Origin of the sequence: Blautia sp. Marseille-P3201T, from assembly GCF_900120295.1 — a bacterium.
In the GTDB taxonomy this organism is placed as follows: domain Bacteria; phylum Bacillota; class Clostridia; order Lachnospirales; family Lachnospiraceae; genus Blautia.
The window spans coordinates 415,204-438,438 of sequence record NZ_LT635469.1 but is presented as its reverse complement, the minus strand read 5'-3'; the positions used below and the strand labels follow the sequence as shown (position 1 = coordinate 438,438).

The 23,235-nt window shown below is 39.1% G+C and carries 23 protein-coding genes and 1 pseudogene; 4 read left to right on the top strand and 20 right to left on the bottom strand.

From position 1 onward, the window contains the following. Positions 1–10 precede the first annotated feature (10 nt). Entirely contained in the window at positions 11–817 is an 807-nt protein-coding gene (locus BQ7352_RS07025) for a Cof-type HAD-IIB family hydrolase (protein WP_072448158.1), read from the bottom strand. Beyond that, positions 814–1,683 (bottom strand): DMT family transporter, encoded by an 870-nt coding sequence (locus BQ7352_RS07020; protein ID WP_072448156.1) that lies wholly within the window; start codon positions 1,681–1,683, stop codon positions 814–816. Before BQ7352_RS07020 ends, BQ7352_RS07025 begins: the two co-directional genes overlap by 4 nt. Positions 1,684–1,820: 137 nt before the next feature. Between BQ7352_RS07020 and BQ7352_RS07015 the strand changes: the two genes are divergently transcribed. Further along, positions 1,821–2,252: a hypothetical protein gene (locus tag BQ7352_RS07015; protein ID WP_072448154.1), complete on the top strand. Its 432-nt coding sequence runs from the start codon at positions 1,821–1,823 to the stop codon at positions 2,250–2,252. A gap of 147 nt (positions 2,253–2,399) precedes the next feature. Here the strand turns inward: BQ7352_RS07015 and BQ7352_RS07010 are convergent, their stop codons facing one another. Genes BQ7352_RS07010 through BQ7352_RS07000 form a run of 3 tightly spaced genes read right to left on the bottom strand, consistent with a single transcriptional unit; the run spans position 2,400 to position 6,005 of the window. After that, the gene (locus tag BQ7352_RS07010; RefSeq protein WP_072448151.1) at positions 2,400–4,313 is read right to left on the bottom strand and encodes an NAD(+) synthase; all 1,914 of its coding nucleotides are present in this window, start codon (positions 4,311–4,313) and stop codon (positions 2,400–2,402) included. 26 nt (positions 4,314–4,339) lie between these two features. Further along, complete coding sequence (gene hslO / locus BQ7352_RS07005; protein WP_003022924.1) at positions 4,340–5,221, bottom strand: Hsp33 family molecular chaperone HslO; 882 nt, start codon at positions 5,219–5,221, stop codon at positions 4,340–4,342. Positions 5,222–5,225: 4 nt separating this feature from the next. Continuing rightward, on the bottom strand, positions 5,226–6,005 hold the full coding sequence (locus BQ7352_RS07000; RefSeq protein ID WP_072448149.1) for a class I SAM-dependent DNA methyltransferase: 780 nt from the start codon (positions 6,003–6,005) through the stop codon (positions 5,226–5,228). Positions 6,006–6,157: 152 nt separating this feature from the next. Here BQ7352_RS07000 and BQ7352_RS06995 point away from each other — a divergent pair, with 152 nt between their 5' ends. Beyond that, complete coding sequence (locus BQ7352_RS06995; protein WP_072448147.1) at positions 6,158–6,715, top strand: helix-turn-helix domain-containing protein; 558 nt, start codon at positions 6,158–6,160, stop codon at positions 6,713–6,715. Positions 6,716–6,770: 55 nt separating this feature from the next. Here the strand turns inward: BQ7352_RS06995 and BQ7352_RS06990 are convergent, their stop codons facing one another. Further along, entirely contained in the window at positions 6,771–8,417 is a 1,647-nt protein-coding gene (locus tag BQ7352_RS06990) for an ABC transporter ATP-binding protein/permease (protein ID WP_072448144.1), read from the bottom strand. 224 nt (positions 8,418–8,641) lie between these two features. Between BQ7352_RS06990 and BQ7352_RS06985 the strand changes: the two genes are divergently transcribed. Both BQ7352_RS06985 and BQ7352_RS06980 read left to right on the top strand, forming a co-directional pair. Then, positions 8,642–9,466 carry an Rpn family recombination-promoting nuclease/putative transposase gene (locus BQ7352_RS06985; RefSeq protein ID WP_072448142.1) on the top strand — a complete coding sequence of 275 codons (825 nt, stop codon included), beginning with the start codon at positions 8,642–8,644 and terminating at the stop codon, positions 9,464–9,466. A 201-nt stretch (positions 9,467–9,667) separates the two neighbouring features. Then, complete coding sequence (locus tag BQ7352_RS06980; RefSeq protein WP_072448140.1) at positions 9,668–9,946, top strand: type II toxin-antitoxin system HicB family antitoxin; 279 nt, start codon at positions 9,668–9,670, stop codon at positions 9,944–9,946. Positions 9,947–10,053: 107 nt separating this feature from the next. Here BQ7352_RS06980 and BQ7352_RS06975 read toward each other — a convergent pair whose 3' ends face one another. From BQ7352_RS06975 to BQ7352_RS06905, 14 genes and pseudogenes are all read right to left on the bottom strand, one after another. Then, positions 10,054–12,066: an FtsX-like permease family protein gene (locus BQ7352_RS06975; RefSeq protein WP_072448138.1), complete on the bottom strand. Its 2,013-nt coding sequence runs from the start codon at positions 12,064–12,066 to the stop codon at positions 10,054–10,056. Further along, positions 12,056–12,688: pseudogene (locus BQ7352_RS06970) on the bottom strand (ABC transporter ATP-binding protein); the annotation flags it as partial. The pseudogene BQ7352_RS06970 and the gene BQ7352_RS06975, both read right to left, overlap by 11 nt. Positions 12,689–12,749: 61 nt before the next feature. After that, positions 12,750–13,271, bottom strand: a complete 522-nt coding sequence (locus BQ7352_RS15220) for a DUF4314 domain-containing protein (protein WP_072448136.1) — start codon at positions 13,269–13,271, stop codon at positions 12,750–12,752. A 25-nt stretch (positions 13,272–13,296) separates the two neighbouring features. Then, a complete protein-coding gene (locus BQ7352_RS14795) occupies positions 13,297–14,043 on the bottom strand; it encodes a hypothetical protein (protein WP_242948547.1) in 747 nt (248 codons plus the stop codon). Then, positions 14,037–14,507, bottom strand: a complete 471-nt coding sequence (locus BQ7352_RS06955) for a hypothetical protein (RefSeq protein ID WP_072448134.1) — start codon at positions 14,505–14,507, stop codon at positions 14,037–14,039. Before BQ7352_RS06955 ends, BQ7352_RS14795 begins: the two co-directional genes overlap by 7 nt. Positions 14,508–14,642: 135 nt before the next feature. Then, positions 14,643–16,217 (bottom strand): recombinase family protein, encoded by a 1,575-nt coding sequence (locus BQ7352_RS06950; protein ID WP_072448132.1) that lies wholly within the window; start codon positions 16,215–16,217, stop codon positions 14,643–14,645. Continuing rightward, entirely contained in the window at positions 16,207–17,898 is a 1,692-nt protein-coding gene (locus BQ7352_RS06945; protein ID WP_072448130.1) for a recombinase family protein, read from the bottom strand. The genes BQ7352_RS06950 and BQ7352_RS06945 overlap by 11 nt, the downstream gene beginning before the upstream one ends. After that, the gene (locus tag BQ7352_RS06940; RefSeq protein WP_159430641.1) at positions 17,891–19,558 is read right to left on the bottom strand and encodes a recombinase family protein; all 1,668 of its coding nucleotides are present in this window, start codon (positions 19,556–19,558) and stop codon (positions 17,891–17,893) included. The genes BQ7352_RS06945 and BQ7352_RS06940 overlap by 8 nt, the downstream gene beginning before the upstream one ends. Before the next feature lie 150 nt (positions 19,559–19,708). Then, entirely contained in the window at positions 19,709–19,936 is a 228-nt protein-coding gene (locus BQ7352_RS06935; RefSeq protein ID WP_143143383.1) for a DUF6870 family protein, read from the bottom strand. Positions 19,937–19,962: 26 nt separating this feature from the next. Continuing rightward, positions 19,963–20,508: a recombinase family protein gene (locus tag BQ7352_RS06930; RefSeq protein ID WP_101871518.1), complete on the bottom strand. Its 546-nt coding sequence runs from the start codon at positions 20,506–20,508 to the stop codon at positions 19,963–19,965. A gap of 635 nt (positions 20,509–21,143) precedes the next feature. Next, the gene (locus BQ7352_RS06925; RefSeq protein ID WP_072448123.1) at positions 21,144–21,599 is read right to left on the bottom strand and encodes a sporulation initiation factor Spo0A C-terminal domain-containing protein; all 456 of its coding nucleotides are present in this window, start codon (positions 21,597–21,599) and stop codon (positions 21,144–21,146) included. 26 nt (positions 21,600–21,625) lie between these two features. Continuing rightward, complete coding sequence (locus BQ7352_RS06920) at positions 21,626–21,982, bottom strand: helix-turn-helix domain-containing protein (RefSeq protein WP_021651039.1); 357 nt, start codon at positions 21,980–21,982, stop codon at positions 21,626–21,628. Positions 21,983–22,260: 278 nt separating this feature from the next. Beyond that, positions 22,261–22,440: a hypothetical protein gene (locus BQ7352_RS06910; protein ID WP_072448119.1), complete on the bottom strand. Its 180-nt coding sequence runs from the start codon at positions 22,438–22,440 to the stop codon at positions 22,261–22,263. A 96-nt stretch (positions 22,441–22,536) separates the two neighbouring features. Continuing rightward, positions 22,537–23,169: a PBECR4 domain-containing protein gene (locus BQ7352_RS06905; RefSeq protein WP_072448117.1), complete on the bottom strand. Its 633-nt coding sequence runs from the start codon at positions 23,167–23,169 to the stop codon at positions 22,537–22,539. Positions 23,170–23,235 lie beyond the last annotated feature (66 nt).

Sequence of the window (23,235 nt, the reverse complement as noted above, 5' to 3'; positions counted from 1 at the left end):
CCTGCTGCTTTTAAAAGAACTTTTCAATAACCTCCGCAATTCCGTCATGGTCATTGTCACAAAGGGTAACATAATCTGCCACTGCCTTTACCTTTTCCTGAGCGTTTGCCATTGCCACACCAAGTCCGGCATACTGTATCATAGAAATATCATTAAATCCATCACCACAGCAAACCATTTCTTCTCTCTGAATTCCCAGTATTTCCAAAAGATGCTTCAGACAGTAGGCTTTATCTACATTTTTGGGTGTAGCCTCTAAGAAGTATGGTTCTGAACGGAAAATCTGCGCCTCATGAAAATATTTCTGCGCAAATACAGGCTCTAATGCCTCCAAATCTTCCGGTTCTCCTGTCATAAGGCATTTATTTACCGGAAAATCCACATAAGTATTAAAATCTTCATGATATGCAATAGGCATTCCTGCGATTTTTGCCTCAAGGAGCATATATTTATCAGGTTTCATCCCTGCGATAACTTCTTTCTCATCATAAGTTACAATACCAATTCCGTTCTCCACTGCGTCTTTCCATAATCTGGCAGGCAGATGCAGCGGAAGTGTCTTTGAGTAAATACATTCTCCTGTTTGAAAATTTACAATTCTGGCTCCGTTAAAAGGCATAATATAGCTTCCGAATTTATCAAGCTCCAATGTCTTGGCAACAGAATAAATTCCCTGTGGAGCTCTCCCTGACGCAATTGCTACCGGAATTCCCCTTTTTTGCAAATTTAAAATTGCATTTCTCGTCTTCTCTGTAACCTGCTTCTTGGAATTGGTTACCGTTCCGTCAATATCTAAGACTAATAATTTATATCTCATTTTGTACCTCTCTTTTTATTATAAAAAAACATAAGAACAGCCATAAAGCAGATAATTATATATCCAATCCAGCTGTAAAAATCAGGAATTTGCTGAAACATAATAAATCCTAAAATCATGGAAAAAATAACTTTTGTATAATCATAAATTGATATTTCGCTGGCAGGCGCATAGCAATATGCTGCGGTAATAGCAAACTGCCCTCCTGCTGCACAAAGCCCTGCCATCAACAGGATAACAATCTGTGCCAAAGTCATGACATGATAATCAAAAATCAGCCACGGCAATGTAACTACACAGGAAAAAGTGGAGAAGAAAAATACGATAAAAGGCCCTTTTACTCCTATGGTTCCCAATTTTCGAACCATAGTGTATGCAGCCCCCGCCCCCAGACCTCCTAAAAGTCCAATTAAAGACGGTACTAAATCCAGATTAGAAATCGTAGGTTTTACTACAAACAAACTTCCCAAAAAAGCGCCGATAACTAAAAGCGTCTGTGTCACTGTCACTTTTTCTTTTAAAAGTAAAAAACTGAAAATCACTACAAAAAATGGGGACATTTTATTCAGCATAGATGCGTCTGCTAATGCCAGATGATCAATGGCATAAAAATTACATAAAATTCCCAATGTTCCAAACATCGATCGTAAAATTAAATATTTCCCGCTTCCTTTCTTCCACTGAAAGGCTTCTCTGTCTTTTAATACGAAAGCACAGGCAAAAACTGCCGCCACAATATTTCTGAAAAAGCTTTTCTGTATAGAAGGTAAATCCCCTGACATACGAACAAACATGTCCATAAGAGAAAAGCAAAATGCAGATAAAATAATATAAAAAATTCCCTTGTATTGTTTTTTCATGTTCATTATAAGTGTCTATTCTCCTTTCGGTGTCCATTTTATCATGAATTTCTTTTAAATTCCAATGAAAGCAGTTGAAATTATCAGGTATATTTTTCTTATTTCTGTAATATGCTATAAAAAGGAATATGGGAGGTGCAGCCATGAGTTCAAAAACTAAAATTGTCGTTTTACATACAAAGGAAGTTATTTATACCGGGATTTTTGTAGTTTTGGCCGTTGTACTGGCCGTTTTGCTTTTTTTAATGTTTGGAAAAAATAAAAATGCAGATCCTGCCAGTGCAGATGCTATATATCATGCAGGTGTTTACACCAGCCCTATTACTCTAAATGACAATACCTTTGACGTGGAGGTTACTGTAGATGAAAACCACATTAATTCTATTTCCCTTGTCAATCTCAGTGAAACCACCACTGCCATGTATCCCCTGGTAGAGCCTGCCCTTGATGCACTCTCCGACCAGATTTATACATCACAGTCCACAGAAAACATCACCTATTCTGAGGAAAACAAGTACACCTCTATGCTGCTTTTAGAAGCCATCGACAGTGCCTTAGAAAAAGCCAGAAAATAAAAAAAAGCGGTTCCACTAGGTAGATAGTGAGAATATGGATACATTTTTAGCGAATTTGTTGAGCACACTTTGAGATTACAAGCTCAAAGTAAGCGCAAACTGAGCCTAAAATGTATCCATATTCTTAATGTAACAGCTCTTAATTTTTTAATTTAATTTTTCTATTTCATCCATCCAAATTCTCACGCAGGCATCACTTGGCATACGCAAATCTCCTCTCGGTGAAACCGATACGCTTCCTACCTTTGGTCCATCCGGCAGACAGGAACGTTTAAACTGCTGTGAGAAAAATCTCCAATAGCACTTTTTCATCCATTTTAAAATTTCTTCTTTTGTATAAATTCCCGCAAAGGTTTTCTTGGCAATACGGTAAATCTTAGAAGGTGAAAAATGAAAACGCAGCATATAATAGAGGAAAAAGTCGTGAAGCTCATAAGGTCCTACTAAATCCTCTGTTTTCTGTGCAATTTCCCCTTCCTTTGGAGGCAGTAATTCCGGACTTACCGGTGTATCTAAAACATCTCTTAAAATTTCTGCAAGCTTTTCTTCTTTGCAGGTATCCGCATAATGGCGAACCAAATGGCGAACCATGGTTTTTGGCACACCGCCGTTTACACCGTACATAGACATATGGTCTCCGTTATAAGTTGCCCATCCAAGCGCCAGCTCTGAGAAATCTCCCGTTCCGATTACCATACCGCCCTGCTGATTTGCAATATCCATAATAACCTGGGTTCTCTCTCTTGCCTGTGCATTTTCAAAAGTAACATCATGCACATTATAATCGTGACCAATATCCTCAAAATGCTGCAAAACAGCCTTTTTAATATCTACTTCCAAAAGCTCTGCCCCCAGACGTTTGGTAAGCTCACAGGCATTTGTATATGTTCTGTCTGTAGTTCCAAAACATGGCATTGTCACTGCCGTAATATTTTTTCTGTCCAATCCCATAAAGTCCATGGCTCTTGCAGTAACCAGAAGTGCAAGCGTGGAGTCCAAACCGCCTGAAATACCCAGAACAGCTGATTTGCATCTTGTGTGCTCCATTCTCTTTTTCAGTCCCATTGCCTGTATGGTAAGAATTTCCTCGCATCTTTTTGCTCTCTCCAAATCACAATCCGGAACAAAAGGATTTTTTGCAAAATTATTTTGCAGTTCTGTTTCTTCCATTGGTAAATGGAAGGAAATATGAAGATGCTTCTCTCCTTTCTCCTCCATCCATGTAGAAATTCTTCTTCTCTCTCCACGAAGTTTCTGGACATCTAATACTGCATAAATCGTTTCATTTTTAAATAACTGTGCTTCTGCAAGAACACTGCCATTTTCACAGATTAAATTCTGACCTCCAAAAACCAAATCCTGTGTAGACTCACCATTTCCTGCAGTAGCATAAATATACCCACACAAAAGTCTTGCTGACTGACCTTTTACCAGATCTCTGCGATATTCGGATTTTCCTGCGACTTCATCACTGGCAGAGAGATTTACAATTACATTAGCTCCTGCCATAGCATGAAACAATCCCGGTGATACAGGTGTCCATACATCTTCACAGATTTCTGCTGCAATACAAAGCTGAGGCATTTCTTCACATTCAAACAACACCTTACTTCCGAAAGGAACCATTTTATCTCCCAGTTTTATCTCGCCTTCTATATCTCTGCCTGATGTAAAATACCTTGCTTCGTAAAATTCACCATAATTAGGAATGCTGTGTTTTGGAATAATTCCCAGAATTTCTCCTCTGTTAATTGCCGCTGCCGTATTATAAAGTTTCCCATTATATTCCAAAGGAAGTCCTACAAAAATGAGTCCCTCTGTATCTTTTAATTCCTCTGCTAAAACCAAAAGCTGTTTCTTTGCTGACTGTAATAAAGTCTCATTAAAAAATAAATCATGACAGGTATAGCCTGTAATACACAGCTCAGGAAACACCAGAATTCTGGCTCCCTCTGCACTCATTTCTTTTGCTTTTTTTATAATTTCCTGTGTGTTATGGATGCAATCTGCCACTTCAATTTGTGGTGTTGCTGCTGCTGCTTTTATGAAACCATCCTTCATTACTTACCACACCTTTCCTGCTTCTTTTATTTTCTGCACGCTTTTAAAATATTCTTTAATTCTTCTACTGTAAAAATATAATTCTTATTGCAGAAATGACAATTCATTTCAATTTCTTTTCCTTCATCAATCAGTTCCTGAATTTCTTTTCTTCCGATACTGATCAATGCTTTTTCTACTCTTTCTTTTGTACAATTACAATGAAACTGGGTAGGTACTTTTTCATTGATTTCCAAATCAAATCCTGCAAGAAGTGTTTCCAGAAGACTTTCCGGTGTATGACCTTTTTCCAACAGCTCTGTTACAGAGGTTACATTTTTTAAATTTTCTTCTAATTTTTCAATTACTGCTTCTTCTGTAAACGGCATAAGCTGAATAATAAAGCCCCCTGCCTGCTTCACCGTATTGTCCTTTTCCATAAGAACGCCCAGTCCCACGGAGGACGGAACCTGTTCACTGGTGGCAAAATAATACGTTAAATCCTCTGCAATTTCACTGGTCTGTAAAACAGTTTGCCCTACATACGGCTCTTTTAATCCCATATCCTTAATAACATTCATAAAACCTACGCCTACTGCGCCTGCAACATCTAATTTGCCTTTTTCATTGGCATGGATAACCACATTTGGATTGCCCACATAGCCCTTTACATTTCCTTTTGAGTCTGCCGTCACCGTCATCCCGTTTAAAGGACCTCCTGCTTTTACCTGCAAGGTTAAAAGGTCTTTCTCACCTTTCATCATAATTCCCATCATAGAACCTGCTGTCAAAAGACGTCCCAGTGCAGCCGTTGCCACAGGGCTGGTATTGTGCGCTGCTCTGGCAAATTCTACCATTTCTCTTGTTGTAGCGGCAAACGCACGAATTTGGCTGTTCGCTGCGGTAGCTCTTACAATATAATCTTTCATATTTCTATTTCTCCTGTTGTCTTGTTTTTCCTTTTTCTCTTGCTATGATATATACTCTCTCACTGACTGCTCTTGGTGGTCGATGAGTAAAAGCATCGTATACAGCTACAAATTCCATACCTGCCTTTGCCAGAAGATTTTTTACTTCTTCCATATCATAAGCTCTCTGATAATGAATTTCTTCGTACTTTCTGTACATATTTTTTCCTGCTTCTTCCTCCGGAATAAATAATGTCAAATCATACTCATTAATCTGTTCTTCACAGTCATAATAGTTATCCCAGATAAAGCTGGCTGTATCCCTGTTTTCTGCAATGGTACACTCACCTAAAATTTCTTCATATTTATATTTGGTATTCATGTCAAATATAAATACCCCACCCGGATCAAGATAATTATTGACTAATTTAAATACTTTAAGCAAATCCTCCGGCTCAATGACGTAATTTATACTGTCACATATAGAAACTATCGCACGCACTGTTCCATATAATTCAAAAGAGCGCATATCCTGTAAAAGATACAAAATATCGTCTTTTGTCTTTCCTTCTTTTTCAAGAGCAATCTCCAGCATATCGGGAGAATTATCAATCCCTATCATATCATAGCCTGCTCTTGATAAAAGTCTTGTGGCTTTCCCTGTGCCACATCCTAATTCCAAAACCAATCCATCCTGTACGCCATATTCCTGCAACAGACCGATTAAATATCTGCACCATTCTCTGTATGGAATGTTATCCATAAACATATCATACACACTGGCAAAACTTTCATAAGAACTCATGTCTGTTCTCCTTTACTTTCCTAATCTCTTTATACTATCATGAACTGAAACACCTTGCAACTGTTGAAGCGCTCTGTACACCATGTTATAATACATTTTATAAAAATATATTTTATAGAAGTATATTCGTGGATTATAAATTAGGAGTGACTATGGAAACAATCATACTCAGAACAAAAAAAGAATTGGAAATTTACATGAACCCTGTTCGTCAGGAAATTCTTCATGAAATGCAGCGTGCCGGTGTTCCCGTTACGCCGAAATACCTCTCTAATGCTCTTGGCATTTCAGCTTCTTCTATTCAATTTCATATAAAAAAGCTAGAGTCCATTGGTGTGGTAGCGTTGGATCATACCGAACAAATCCGAGGAATTTGTGCCCGTTTTTTTCGTTTGACCGATGCAATGATTAGTTTAGGTTCTGGAACAGAACTTCAAAAAGAACGTGATTTAATTCTGGAAAATGATGTACGAAGCATCCTTGAAAGATGTCTCAAAACTTTTCATGAGCATGTACCGGAATGCGAAAATGAAGAACAGCTTTTAGAAGCCTCCTGCCTCCATGGCAATATTCTGACCGGCATTGCTTTTTTATCGGATGAAGATGCTGCATTACTCATGAACCAAATTTACGACTTTTTAAAAGAACACAGCACAAAAGAAGAAAATACAAACCCTTGGGAATATGCCCTTATCACGCATAAATTATAAGGAGCTGTTATTCGGGAGTACTGTTTGAAGCGACAGTCTCCCGCTTAATACACCTCTATTGCAGTATTATCTTCTCAACTTTTTCATATCCTCTTGTCTCATAATATTCTTCAAATACTTCGCTGTGTGAGACAGTGATTAAGGCAATTTCATTTTGAATACAATACTCCACAACACGTTTTACCAAAATCTTTGACAATTCTTCATTTAAAGCACTGGTGGGTTCATCCAGCATAAGTATATCCGGCTTTCGTATCAATGCTCTTGCAATTCCAATTCTCTGTCTCTGACCTCCTGAAAGATTTTCTCCCTTTTCTTCAATTTGATAATCAATTCCCTTTTCCAGTACCAGTTCTTCCAGACACACAACTTGAAGTATTTCTTTCACATCTTCTTTTCTATAACTTTCACCTAATGCTATATTATCAAATAAAGAAGCTTTGAAAATATATGGTATCTGCTGTGCCTGTATTACATGCTCATAGTAACTGTCAGGAGAAATAGCATCAATAGAAATCTGGTTATACATCATGGTAATTGCCTGCCCCTGTGTGCTATAAAATCTGGAAATTAAATTTAATACACTTGTTTTCCCTTTTCCGCTCTCACCTTTTAGAAGAATGTGGTTTCCTTTCTTTATCACCAGTTTAAGGTTCTTTAAAATCGTTTTCCCATCTTCAAACTGATACTCTTTCGAGTCCATAGAAAATTCTTGTAATTTATCTAAAGTATTTTTCAAATATATGGCATCTTCTTTTTCTAAAATTGCCATAATTTTTTCCTGAATAGATAATGCCTGTCTGCGCTGATTTAACATTTCCGGAATAGCCAAAACCGGTTCCTGTAAATTCCCAATTAGTGCATAAGTAGTAATTAACTGCCCAATTGTAAATTGTCCGGCTAAAATCAAAAGCACCCCTGCTATCAATGCCAAAATCGGTAATGCTGTTGTCAAAACTGCATAAATAGACGTAAAAACTGCGGAAAGTCTGGAAATGCTTTTGCTATGCCGATAAGTATCTCTGTCAATAAATCCATCTAATTGCTTCTTAAAAAAATCCTCTTTTCGATACTGCTTTATGTCTTTTATTCCATTGAAGGACTCCATAATTCTCTGGTTCATCTCAGAATTAGAAATCTGCAAATCATAAGTCTTATTTCCGATTTTTTTGCTGATATAATGAGTAAGAGCAAAACAGGTTATAATAATTACCAAAATAAATACGGTAATCAGAACATTATAATAAAACAAAATCACAAAAGCTATAACTAAAGTAATTGCATTGCTAATTACTGCGATTAATCCAATACTTTTCCAGTCAGAAATAAATTTGCTGTCTTCCTTAATCATAGATAATAATAATGTAGATGAATGTTTTTCATGAAAAATATATTTTTTATCTACTGCTTTTCCAAAAAGACTTTTCACCAAAGCATAATGACATGTATATTCCAAATCCCTGAAAAAATATTGAAAAATACAATTAATCAAAAAAAATGCAAAAATCAACAGCATACTTTCTTTTAAATAACCAATCGTCACTTCAAGCTTATTGCTGGTAATACTGTCTACTGCTTTCTGCATAATCATTAAAAGCAAAAATTTGGACAATACCATAAGAGCAGAAAGTGCTATGGTAAGGATTTGCTTTTTTCTAAACTGCAAAAATACTTTATTAATTTCCGTATGAAATTTTTTCATATCAATTACCTCCCACTTTTTATTATATATAATATAACGTTACATATCATGTATTGTCAAGTTTAAATGTTGCACAGCGAAAAATATATTTCTGTGTTAATATATTTTTTAATGATTGTAAGTCCTTTTTTTATCTGCTATACTTTACTTCATAGAATTCCTCTGTAAGATGGAGGAAAAAATATGAATACCTTATTAAAAATCTTACAATCAAAAATAATTTTATGTTTGCAGCAGTCATGTCAGATGAAGAAAATTGCAAAGGCTTTTTAGAGCGTGCTCTTTCTATTAAAATCGCCCATGTAGAAATCAGTACAGAGAAAAGTATTGTTTATCATCCGGAGTATAAAGGCGTACGACTAGACGTTTATGCAAAAGATGGAAACAATACACGTTATAACGTAGAGATGCAGGTGCTAAAACAGCCGGCTCTTGGTCGCAGAAGTCGTTATTATCAAAGCCAGATGGATATGGAGCTTTTAGCAAAGGGATGTGAATATGAAGAACTTCCTGATAGCTATGTAATTTTTCTCTGCGACTTTGATCCTTTTGGTGAAAGGAAATACCGATATACTTTTCGCACAGCTTGTGAAGAAACTAAAAAGGTATCTTTAAAAGACGGACGCTGTATTATGTTCCTGAACACCTGTGGAGAAGATGAAGAAGATGTGCCAAAGGAGCTGGTTTCTTTTCTGAGATTTGTACATGCAGACTTAAAAGAAAGTCAAAAGGATTTTCAAGATGATTATGTAAGGCAAGTGCAGAAATCAGTCACCCATATCAAGGGGAGCAGGGAAATGGAGGAGAGATTTATGCTTTTGGAATTATTGATGCAAGATGAACGCAGAGAGGGAAGAAAAGAAGGTATGCAGCAAGGTCAACTAAAAATGGCAAAGAAAATGCTTCAGATGACCTTAGAAAAATTCGGACAATTACCTGACACTCTTTTAAAAACTTTACAAGAGCAGCAGGATATAGAAGTAGTTGAAACTTGGATGCAGACAGCATTAACCGTCCAATCACTGGATGAATTTATTTCTAAAATGTAATACTTGAATAATCTATAACACAAAAACAATTCAAATCACCCGCAAACATTGAATATTTCCAAGGTTTGCGGGCAACTCTAAACTTTTCAATGCCATTTCAGGCAAAATTTCAAAAAATACAGAGGAATTCTATTGTTGTATCCTATTCTTTTTTGTTATATACTTTTCTTATCTTGTTTTAGACTTAGAAGGGAGATTATTATGAAATTTATATATCCTGCTGTTTTCAGCAAAACAGATGATGGAAGTTATCAGGGGTATTTTCCTGATTTAGAATGTTGTTATGCAAAGGGCGACACCTTAGAAGATGCTGTTGACGATGCCAATGAAGCCGCTTACAACTGGATTAGCCTTGAGCTTTCTGAAGAAGACTGTTCCCTGCCTTCTGTTTCAGACGTCAGTGATATGAATTTAAAGGAAGGGGATATTGTAAGAAATATTTCCGTAAATATCCGTTTTTATGAAGGCTGGGACGAATAAAAATTTTTGAAAATAAGTTTTATTACAGAAGAGGCTGTTGTATTAAGTGCAACAGCCTCTTCGCCCTATGATGTTTACATATTTACAATAACCACGAACCCTAATCATCATTTTTCACCTCTGATTATTCTCAACGAACACATCTGAGCAATAAGGAAATATCCTCCATAGAAAAACAATACCAACAGCACGGTTGCAGTAAGTCCCGGCAAAATGCTCTGTTCTCCGTAAATCGAAAGCAGCTGATTACATACCTGAATACCGAAAATGGAATGAATACTCGCCACCAAAACAGGCAAACCGAAAAACATACTGTTTTGTTTCCATACAACAGCTCTGATTTTTCTTTCTTCGCATCCCAGTTTTCTCAAAATTTCATATTTATCCTTACTGTCTGCTGCATCAGAAAGCACTTTTAAGGACAAAATCGCCGCTCCTGAAAGTAAAAAGCTAATTCCCAGATACATCCCTAAGAAAATATACATGGCGCTTGTACCAATACTGTCATCAATAATATTGGAACGTGTGGCAGTAACAACCGGATAAGTAGCTTCCCATGAATGTTTCATGTTATTGGAAATCTGCTTATCTACCATAGTTCTGAATTTTTTACTGTCATTTTTATAATTGGCGGCAATATAATTGCGATACTGACTGCATTGTGATAAATCCACTTCATCGGGAAGGAGTAAAATTCCCATATTATATTTTTCATAACTCATCATCATAAATCCATCCTGACAAACGGTTTCTTTTGCGTGGTATGTCCTTTCCTGAAAACTAATCTCCTGATTTTCTTTCAATCCGCTGTTAAACAGTTTCACAGAACTCTCCTGATTTGCCACAATCAGATATTCGTTTTCCTTCAGACTATACGTCTTTTTGTTGTACATCTCGGCAAATTTATTATAATCACTCACTTTCATGACTTCCACCGGAGTATTGGCATACTCTTGTCCATATTTATCCATATTCTCCAGCAAATAATTTCCTAAAACAGCTGCATTTGTAATTTCTTCACTGTTGAAAGAATATGCTTCTGTAATATCACAAAAAGCATCCATAGATATCTTCTTTTCTTCAAATACATCCTCAATACTCTTGTGGTCCTCTCCCACAACTTTTTCCATAGAAATGTCCATAGGCGCCAGCTCATCTACCAATTTATCTTTATAAGCTTTTCTGGTAAAAACAGATGTAATAATGCAAACTGTCATAAAAAGCAAGAGACAGATAATGGTTGCAGACACTACCATGGAATTTAATTTATTGGAAATCTCTCCTACGGCAAAAGAATTTAATCCCTTATAATACACCTTTGACACTTTTCCTGCCATTGCTGCAAAAAATCCTGAAACAGACCAAAATACCAGAAAAGTTCCGATAATTCCCAAAATAATCTGGGTAAACACATCTACTTCTGTAGTAAGCGTCTGTGCATTGCCAGTTACATTATAATAGGCATATCCTAAAATCACCCATGCCAGAATAAAAATCAAAACACTGAGAATTGGATTTTTCAAGATGTTCTTCTCTTTTTTCTTCTCAGCAGTCAAAAAACAAATCAGTCTGGCACGGCTGATTTCCCATGTATTTAAAATCATCACTACAATATAAATCACCAGAAAATAAAACACGGATTTCACAATCGCTTTTCCTGACACGGTAAATACAAATTTCGATAAATCTGCCTCAAAAATTTTCGACACAAAAAGGGACATGAACTGAGAAAGTCCAATTCCCACAAGAAGCCCTGCTCCCAATGAAATAATCCCCATAAAGACCGTTTCTATCCACAGCATTCCCGAAATCTGTGTTTTCTTCATACCCAATGTAAGATAAACTGCAAATTCTTTTTTTCTCTTTTTTAACATAAAGCGGCTGGCATATACAATCAGATAGCCTAAAATAAAAGACACAAATATGCTGACAGCCTCTAAAGCGCTGTTCATCATATCAATAATTTCTGCCTTTGCCTTTGTCACTTCCATCATGGCTGTCTGGGTTTCAATAGCATTAAAAATATAAAAAACTGCCACGCCTAAAATCAACGTAAAAAAATATACCGAATAATCCCGAATACTCTTCTTAAAATTCTTTCTGGATAGATTAAACAACATGATTTAAGTCACCTCCCAGAAGTGAAATCACATGAATAATTTCATTAAAGAATTCCTTCCTGTCATTGTTTCCTTTTCGCAGCTCGTGGAACAGCTTGCCATCCTTCATAAACAGAACACGCTTTGCATAGCTTGCAGAAAAAGCATCGTGGGTTACCATTAAAATAGTAGCCTGCATTGCCTCATTCATATACTGTAAACTGCCAAGAAACATTCCTGCACTTTGAGAGTCCAAAGCTCCTGTAGGTTCATCTGCCAAAATCAAAGAAGGCTCCGTCACCATTGCTCTTGCGCAGGCAATTCTCTGACGCTGCCCGCCTGACATTTCATAAGGATATTTCTTTAAGATTTCCGCCACATTCAGTTTTTCGCTGATTTCTCTTACTCTCTTCTTAATTTCTTCTGGTTTTTTCCCTTGTATCTGAAGAGCAAGAGCAATATTGTCAAAAGCATTTAAAGTATCTAGGAGATTAAAATCCTGAAAAATAAATCCCAGCTGTTCTCTTCGAAATTTCATCAGTGCATTACCTTTTAACTTTGTAATATCCTGCCCTTCCAGCAAAACATGACCGCTTGTCACCTTATCAATAGTGGAAATACAGTTTAAAAGCGTTGTCTTTCCCTATCCTGTCAAGTTATATCCAAAAAAAATTGTCGATTTTTGCAATTAAAAGAAACCATTCTTATCGTTTCTTCTGTACTGGAAAAGGATTTTTCCTTTCCAACTCCTGTCCCTGGATTTCCATCTTTTTTATGAAGATGTGCTGCTGACTGTCAGTTTCATATTGAATTGCCACACCAAGACCTTTTTTCATAAATGCAGCAACTCCCATATCTACAAGAACCTCCTGCCCTTCTTTTTTCTGAAAGCTGATTTTGGGGAAAGCCCCGGATAATTTTTCCCTAATATATAGTTCCATTTTTTCCAAGTTCTCAAATGGCATAGCCTGTACTCTCTGTAATATTTCCTGCAAGCGTTCCTCTCTCATAACACATTTGCAATGATCTACACCAAACACCATAGCAAGGCTGTGTCCACAATCCCAGGATACATGGATCTGTCCGGCATCATCTACAAACTGTACAGTTCCTAAATCACTGGGACTCAGTTTTACATACGGATCAGCCTCCATATCTTCCAATTCTACCCGGCACCCTGGCGGGTACATATTCCTTAACACAATTCTCTCCGCATTACTTATCACTGTTTTCTTCCTTTCTCTAATCCGGCTACCGCCCCAAAGACTTCTCTGGAACAGTCCCCTCCAATAAATGCTCTCTTTCTTTATTCCATTCCAACACTTTTTCCATAGCAGCTTCCAACTGCTCTTCTGCCGGTTCTCTTGTATAGGTTCTATATTCCTGAAAATACTCTTCCAAAGTGTTCTGCTGGATTTCCAGTTCCTCTTTGTCATAACTGTCTGGTTCGTCCAGACCCTTCAATTCCTGCAAGATTTCCCAACATTCCAAAACGCTGTCTACTTCCTGCATTTCAAGCAGATAAGATAAAAAAGTTTTCTCTGGCATAATGCTGAAATAACACCGTTCAAACCACTGCTCAATATACATGCGCTCATCAGATCCATTGGTATGTGTACCGCAAATCAAATCGGCAACAAAGTTTTCAAACAGTTCACTGATTGATAATCCAACAACTCCAGACTTCATGCAAAGCTTTTCTACCTCGTCCTGGTACAATTTGATAGAAATGTTTCTTTTCAGGCTTCTTTCATAGGCTTCTACATCTTCTCCTTCCTTACAGAAATGCAGATATGTTCCCATATAAATGCCTTCTATATCGTAAAATCTCTGGCCCATTGCCATATAATCCTTATTTTCCAGATCCCATTCCAGCCGGTAATGATGTTCTCTTGCGTGTTCTTCTAAATCTTTCCGTATGATGTTTCTGGTCGCTTCCGGCAGCTCTGCAATAAAAATACTTGTATCCGGAACCGCCAATACTCTTTCTTTTACCATATTTGTCCTCCCTGTTTGTAAACATTTCTTGCCGCCGGCTGGTTTCCCAATACGTCCATATAGAGGATAATTCCCTGCGGGTCCAGATGTACGGTCATAAATTTTTGTATTTCTTGTAACAGAGCATGATCGGAAAATCCAGCCTGACAGCCAATAAAATCCCTGATTTTTTCTACAATGTCCGGTTTACGGAACTCCTGTAACACCAAAATCGGAATCGTGTGCTGTCCTCCCATAGCATCATAGGGCAACGCTTTCCGCAATTCTTCTAAGAGATGCCGGTAATAATCAACTACCACCTGGTCTGTTTTCCACGCTTTTTTCTCACAATCCCGGAGTAAAAAATCATACCCTTTTTTTGCCTGTTCCATTTCTTTCAGGATTTCTACTGCCTCCACAGAGCAATACCCTTTCTCTTCTATCAGTTCCATCAGTTCTTCCATAGAATATGTTTCAAGATACATGGCTCTTCCCCCATCTTCTTTGCCAAATTTTCTCCTAATACCAAAGAAGAGGAAGACACCGCAGCGTTTTCCTCCTCTTTTATGAAATCTTTTTCTCTACCGGAATCTAGGACAATAAGCTCTCCCAGTTCTTTCTTATCCTACTGCTTTCAGAAATTCGTCCCTGTATTTCCATACAATTTCAATATGTTCCGGATCATAAAAATTTATGACTTCTATCAGCTCATGCAGAACTTCATAAGACAGCTCTTCCAATCCCTGATATTTTACAAAAAGTTGCAGTCCTTCTGATTTCTCCTTTTGTTTTTCCTCCTCCCCTTTTAAAATCCTTGCTTCTATCTCCTGTATCTTTTGCTGATAAGCTGCTGTTTTCTCCATACAGGTTTGTTTTCGTGCCAGGTAATCCTTCAAAGAAATATGTTCTTCTGCATATTGTTCATACAGTTCCATTTTCTCCTGTTTACAAAGCGCCAACTTCTTTTCATATTGCTTTTTCCGATACCGGAGTTTCGGAATATTCAAAGTCTGATTGGCTTTCTTTAACTGCTTTATGGTATCCTCTGCAAGGGCTGCCTGCTGTCTTATCATAATTAGCACCAGTTCTTCCAACTCTTTCTGCTTATATTTCTTTGGATAACAGGAAGCATTTGGGGCTGTTGTAGTGCTTCCACAATAAATCGGTTTTTCTTTATATGCCACCCGTATTCTCATTTTCCGACCACAATGTCCGCAACGGATCAGGCCTGAAAAAATATTTTCAGGAGACGGTGTCCTCCCATAATATTTTCTCCTTTTCTCTACCATGTCCTGAACCTTCTGGAGTTCCTGTTCCGTTACAATCGCTTCATGTCTTCCTCCTACACAAATCCAATCCTCTCTTGGAATATACCGGCACTCTCTTTTTGACGGAACCCTGGTTTCTGTTTTCCCTCTTACTGTCAGTCCTGCATAAACCGGATTAAATAAAATCTGTTTCACTAAATTTCCGTCCCAGAACTGTACGGATTTCTTTGATTCCGGTGCCCAGCCTTTCCTTTGTAGATATACCGTAGGTGTTTCAAGTTCTTTTTCGTTCAGAGCCCTGGCAATGTCTGCATAACTCATTCCTGCTAACCTCTGGTCGAAGATCCCTCTCACAATGGAGGCTGCCTCCGTATCCAGATGAAGTTTTGTATGCACCCCGTCATGGAAGCAATATCCGTATGTTGGGATTGAACCATGATATTGTCCCATTTCAGCCTGCTTCCTCATGACTTTTTTGATATTGTCGGAACAAATCTGGGGATAAATCCCATTGATCAGGTTCTTAAATTTAATCTCCGTATCCTTTCTTTCAGAAGGTTTCTGGCTGCTGTCATAAAAATCATTGATTGAAATGAAGCGCACCCCAAGGAACGGAAATATTTTTTCGATATAGTTTTGTGTTTCTATGGTATCCCTTCCCAGGCGGCTCAAATCTTTGACAATGATACAGATCCGTTTTCTCCTGGTGATCAGCCCTATCATGCGCTTAAATTCCGGGCGGTCAAAGGTTGTACCGCTGTAACCGTCATCTACGAAGAAGAAAACCTTTGCCCCTGCAAATTCCGGCTGTTTTTCTACAAAATGCTGGATCAAAAGCCTTTGATTTTTAATGCTGTTGCTTTCCTCCATTTTTTCTTTATCATCTCTGGAAAGACGCAGATAAGCAAAAAGAAAATCATACTGCATACGGAAGACCTCCTTCCATATTGGCCAGTTCTTTTTCCAGCTCTTTTTCAAATAAATCCCCAAACCAGAACACGATTTCCACATAGTCTTTGGAATATACCGTAATCTTTTCAATAAAGCGGTCCGCAATCCCTTTCTCTATCTTCCGGAACCTTTGGTACTTTAGAAGTTCCTCTGTCCAGTCCATTCTTGCCTTCACCTGATCTAATAGATGCTGTCCACGTAGCTGTATCTGCTTCATATTCTGTCTGGCTGCTTGCTGTTCTTCCTGATAGGTTGCTTTAATCTCCTGATATTCCTTGCAGTCCAACAGCCCGGTAGCATAATGCTCGAACAAGGTTTCCAGTTTTCTTCCATATTTCTCATACTTCTGTCTGGCACTTTTTATTTTTTCTGCTACCTCCTGCTCCAGCTTCTGATAAAACTCAGCACCATAGGTCTTCTTACTTTCCACAGCAAGCTGGATCTGATAGCGGAGTGCTGCCTTGACTGCCTGATTGATGTAGATTTCATTCACTGCCCGGAAACATTCCGTATGATCGGTAAGGGAAAAGGACGGGCATTTATAAGCCATATATTTATGTTTCTCATTGCCACCATTCCTGCCCCTTCCAAGACGTCTTCCGCAATGTCCGCAGAAAATCCTTCCCTTAAAAGGACCATCTGCCCCCTGCTTTTCTTTTGGGTTTGCAGCCCAGTTATCTAATGTATCTTTCCAGCGTTCCTTTGCAATTTCCTGTGCTTTCTCATAAATCGCCTGTTCCACAACTGCTTCCCAGGCATTTTCACACACTTCCCACTGCTCTTTTGGTATCATCTGAAGGGGAATATTCTGCGCAAGCATCTGTTTTGTTTTCCCATAAACAGCAGCGCCTATATAAACGGGGTTCTGTAAAATCTTCCGGATACCGTCTGATCTCCATAACCGCCTTTTTTCCGGCTCCTTTCCCTGTTTCCTTTTCTGATAGCTGTCCTCCGGTCCTAATACCTTTCTTCCATTCAGTTCCCTTGCTATATCATAGCTTGACATTTCTTCAAACACATACCAGTAAAAAATCTGCCGGATTATTTCTGCTTCCTCTGGTTCCGGCACCAGCTTCTTGCTGTTTTCCTCTGCCCTTTGGTATCCATAAGGAGGTCTGGAACCCCAGAACTCTCCCCGTTCCCTGGACAGCCGGTGTGCCTGTACCAGTTTCTCTGAAACTTCCCTGGCATAATAATCATTCATAAAGTGCTTCAAAATATTGGTGGTCCGGTCTTCTACACAAGCCGGGTTTGCACTGTCATATTCGTCCATAACGGAAACAAACCGGATATTTAAGGTTGGGAAAATCACATCAATCAAATCGACAGCATTTAAGGCGTCCCTTCCAAACCGGGCAAAATCCTTTACAATGATGCAATCAACCTTTTTATTTGCTACATCTTCCATCAATTCTTCAAATGCGTCCCTTTGGAACGTTGTACCTGTCACACCATTATCCGCATAGACTTTTACCACCAGCATTTCCGGGTGTTTCTTTGCGTAGTCTTCGCAAATCTGTTTTTGGATATAAATGGAATCCCTTCTGCCATGCCCTCCGTCCTTTTCGGAAAGCCTTACATAAATATAGGTTCTCAGATACTTCATTTCCGGCTTGCTGTTTTGTCTTTTCTGTCCTCTTTTGCTTACCTTAGGCACTTGCTTCCGCCCCCTTTCCTTTCAGGAAGGCTTCCACACGCTGATCCGGCTTTGCCCTGTTTACTGTTTCCAGCAGTCCCAATGCCTTTTCAAATTCATCTTCAAACCAAAAATGAATGATAATGCGCTTCTGCTCATATACCTCAATCCGTTTGACCAGATTTACCAGCATTAAGCGGTCCACTTCCGTCCGGTCCTGGTATTCCAGAAAATATTCCAGCCACTCCTGCTGTTTTTCAAGGGTTTCCTGCAGGTTTCGGATTTCCCTTTGCTGGCACTCCATTGCCTGCCGGATTTCCTCTAAAGACTGGTCATACTTTGCTTTGAAGGTTTCAAATTCTGTCCGGTCCAGGATTTCTTCTGCAAAACTGTCATACAGTTTTACTTTAATGTTTAAGATCCTCTGGCTCTCCTTTTCTAGCATCTCCAGTTTTTTGTCTTCTTCCAAAAGCCGCTGTCTTGGGATTGAGGCAGTTTTTACATACGCCAATATCTCCTTCAGTTCCACCAGAACAGAAATATAATGCAGGATTGCTTCTGTCACAGCCCCTACCAGTTTTTTCTCACTGATACTATGGGAACTGCACTGCTTTTCATAAAGGGAAGTCGAACATACATAATAGTGGTGGACTTTATCCGGGCTTTTCAGCACCATGCTTTCTTTACAGTCCCCGCATTTTACCAGGCCGGAAAGAAGCGCCAGCCCCTTTGCCCCTCTCATGGTATCCATTTTCATCAGGTTGCCCACCACTTCATATTGGTGTCTGTTGATAACCGGCTCAAAGGCATTTTCATACCGTATCCACTCAGCTTCCTCTTTGTGGATCACAACCTTTACTTTATGGTTGGGCGTTGTGGTTTTTCCCTGTATCAGCACTCCGGTGTAGCGTTCATCAAGAAGGATACGACGCACCATAGTTGGCATCCAGACCGGTTTTTCCGTCAGACGGAACCCTGTCTTTAATTTCTGTTTTAAATATACCTGCTTATACCGAAGAGGCGTCAAGATCCCACGCCGGTTTAATTCTTCGGATATATCCGTTAGGCTGCAGCCCTGCATTTTCATGTGGTAAATATCCCGTACAACAGAAGCTGCCACTTCGTCCATAACTAGCTTATGTTTATCCTCTTCGGATTTCAGATAACCATAAAAAGCAAAAGGCGCTACACACTGCCCGGCTGTCATTTTGACATACAAATGAGAGCGCACACTTTTGGAGGTATCCGCAGGATAAAGGTCATTGATTAAACTTTTAAATCTCAGGGTAAGGAAATCACGATTTGGCGTGAGGCTGTCATAATTGTCATTGACAAGGATCAGGCGCACACCCATTTTCGGCAGGATACGTTCCACATACTGTAAAACACCGGAAAAGTCCCTTCCATAACGGGAAAGGTCTTTGACAATAATACAGTCTGCTTCCCCCTCTTCCAGCATACGCAGCATTTCCTGAAAACCGGGGCGGTTAAAGTTTGTGCCTGTATATCCATCATCTACACATTCTTTTACCACCTGAATTTCAGGGTGGCTCTTTAAGAAGCTATGGATTAGTATCCTCTGGTTTGATATGCTGTCGCTTTCCCTGTTATCACCATCTTCGTCAGAAAGGCGCAGGTAAACAACCGCACGATAGATTTTTTTAAGTATTTGATTTTTCATTGTATTCGCTCCTATCATTTAGATTCGTCAGCCGATTCCCTAAATGATAGAGGCTACTAGGTCCTTGCCATCATCCTACCATAGTCCAGAAGGTTTGTCCACCCTGTAATCTGCCAACAATCCGCTTTCTTCCCTATCCCTGTCGTGGCTTTACCATTTCATCTGCACAAGGCTTTGCATGGCTTCCTCTATGGTACGGTTGGTAGAAGCAAACCCAATCTTTATGGTAATCCCCTTATATTTCAGAAAATAAGGGTTCTTTCCGGACTCCAGGATTTCCCGAACCTTCTCCGGTTTGCTCTTTTTTACATCAATCTTCAGTTTCTCTACATCTTGTATCTCTTTCGGGTCAATGTCCTCAAACGTCATTTCCCGCATCTTCAGCAGTTCTTCCCGCGAGAGCATTATATCCCTTCCCTGGTACAGCAACTGCACAGATACGCATCTAAGTCCTGCTCAAATTGTTCCTGTTTCTCCCAGGTGTGCATTAAATACTGTTTCAGTCTGGCATAATCTAAAATCCCATAACCGATACAGTCGATCTGCACCTGGAAAGCCTGGAGCAGTTCCATAGTCTGTAAAATTTCCTCCGGACAATAGGATAACCTGCTAAGCCCGGATACCACAATCACGTCAATCATGCCTTTTCCTGCAAGCACTGCCAGTCTCTGCCAGTTTTCTTTTTCTATAGAATTACCACACCCTACACCTTCCAGTAAAGTAACCACATGGTAAGTCTGCTGTTCACAGTAATGCAGGCTTTTTTCTTTTTCATAATACAAAAGCCCGGCACATGGAATGGGAATATCCAGATACACTGCCGCCCGCTGGGGACTGTTCCTATTTTCTATCTCTTTTTTTCCTTTGCAGATCCATGCAGGGAATAACATTCCTCCCTGAAAGACCTCTTTATCTTCTGAAAACAGTTTCTGTAACATCTCTCTATTCATTGCTCTGCCTCCTCTTTCTTTGGCTCCTGTTTTCATTCCAGGGCTATAAAGAAACCGGCGTTTCCCCATAGCCCTAAAATGAACCCATTTTACACACCATACCGGCAGGGCTTTCCCTGCCAGCATGTTTTTTATTTTCTCACCCCGGTGTGAACGGGAGCATGTAGGACCGGCCCGGCTGGCCGCCTGACACCCTGCAGCACCCTTTCCCGCTGCAGCATGTCCCAGACGCTACCCTGGTTGCAGTGTTTTATGCAAAGGTATCATTATCATTCGGCTTTCAGACTGCCTGCCACCCACAGCCTATGTCCGGGCGCTGCTCACACTTTTCCTTCATCTTCTACGATTCCTTGTTTGATCCGCTTCTTTTCTGCCTTACCTGCTGTCAATGCGGACAAATGTATCTTCGCACAGCTCATGACCCTGCATCATACAAAATAGAATGTGCCGAAATGTTTTGTGTCCTTTAAGATATTTCTATAGATTAGCGTCAGAAATGACACGTTTGTTTTAAAAAAATATCACCATACTGATATTCAGTTTTCAAGGTTCTTCCCGGCTGAAAACATCAGCCTGCCAAAAGACACCATAACCCTGATGTGTTTTGGCAGACTGTTTTCGGTCTGCATTTCTCTTTATTTTTTTAACCGGATAATCATATCTGCCCAAAATTCCGTATATGCCTGCCGCATCAACTCCAAAAGCCGGTCTTCGGTAATTCCCGTAATCACGTTCTCTTCTTTCTTTTCCGGTTTTGGTTCCGGTACTTCCAGTGCTTCCTCCCGTATCTTCATTGTAAGCATGGATAAGGAAGGGGAATTGGCACAGTTGATAAAACCGATATAATGGTTCACCACATCATAATCACCTCTGCAGCTTCGGACAATATCAAACGCATGGCGGATTGCCCGTTCTACCCGCTGCCCTGTCGTGCCATTTTGCTGGGCTACCTTAAAGTACAGATATGTGGTTTTGATCTTGCTGTCTTTCTCCAGGATCAGAACACAGTCCACGATATAACCAAATCCTTTTACATTGGCCGGCATTCCCATTTTAAATAATACTGCTTCTACCTTTTCTCTTGATAACATTTCCCTTTTCCTCCCCATCTGTATTCTCACTTCCTGCTGTCTTGCTGATATTCCTTTAGCCCTTTCTTAATTCCCTCTATGGAATAAATCAAAAGGCTGGTTTCTCTTTCATCACAATCCTGTACCAGATACCAGATTTTCTCCTTCAGCATCATATCTTTTTTCGCTGTTCCCATGTGTATGAAGTGTTCTTTTATGGGAATATCCATAGCTTCCAGCAGCCGTATATAAGTTTTCATTCCCATAAGTCTGGCATGTGTTTCAATCTTTGCCAAATGTGATACAGAAATATCCGCTTTCTCCGCAAGCTGCTCCTGGGTCAGCCCCCTGGCTTCCCGCAAGGCTTTTATGGCATCTGCTACAATATAAAGTTCATTCTGCATTCTTTTATCTCCTCGTTGATTACAGGCTCTATTATAATTACAAATCCTTTCCCTGGTAATGGACTATGGGGGCAAGATTTCCCCGTTTCATTACCATTTCTTTCCTTTTTTTGTTTTAGAGATTTATTATATCTGAACGCATTGAAAACGATTTTTGCACCGTTTACGAAAAAGCACTGCATTATCTCTTCATTTAGGCATAAAAAAGGAGAGAATGTCACATATCGACTCCTCTCCAATAGCTTCTATTTATCTAAGATATTTGCCAATACATAGGCTTACTTGTTTTTTCTTTCCAGAAACCTCCGTATCTCTTCCACACTTTCTAATATGGGAATGGACGTGGCAGATGGGCTCCATATTGGGTCTTGACTGGACATTTCCAGCGCATTAATAAATGCTTCTGCCTTTTGAGGATCTTCAATCACAAACTCTGTAAAGATACTTGATGTAGCCATATAGAAAACACCTCTTTTCTCTCATGTCTTAAAAAAATTCTTTTGCAAGAAAGTCCTGTAGTATTTTCCATACGCCAAGACCTGTACTCTCCATTTTTATTTATGTAATAAAGTTTGATCCAACATATTTTTAATTTCATCTGGAAGACCGTCTATCGTTGCGTTTTCATCTAAAAACAATAAATTTGTATATTTTTTCGCATCATTCGGTGCTGAAAAAATATGAGTTACTGTATAGGCTGTTCTACTTTTAGAAAAGCAATCTTCATCTCGCAACGATTCTACTACAAAGCAATCGCCCTTTTGCTGCCCCTTATCATCATACTCTTTATTTAAACATAAAGTAAAATTAAGATCCGTTGTGCCAAACTTATAAGTTCTCGTGTTTGTAACAATCTCTTCCAACATAAATCCTTCTGAGCCAGCCAGCATTGCAATCTGTCCGATATGCTTAATCTTACGCTTACACAACGCAAACGGATGCTGCGGTGTAAAAAATATCTGCGAAGCCTGAAGCATCTTTTTTGCCGCATAACTATAAAACTTTTTTGCTGAAAGGTTCGTAGCCACACCTGTCAAGTGTCTAAAATTGGCAGCTTTATAAAGCACCTCAATATATCTGCCCTCAAATACATATAGAAATCTTTTACCTACTAAATGCTTCCTATACAGATCAGCAGCCACTTTAATCTCCTGTACAATTTTCTCTCTATCCTGTTGTTTTCCCATCTATTTTTTCCCAATCATCACTATAGTATAAAAAAACAGCACTGGACAACTTTTTTGTTATCCAGC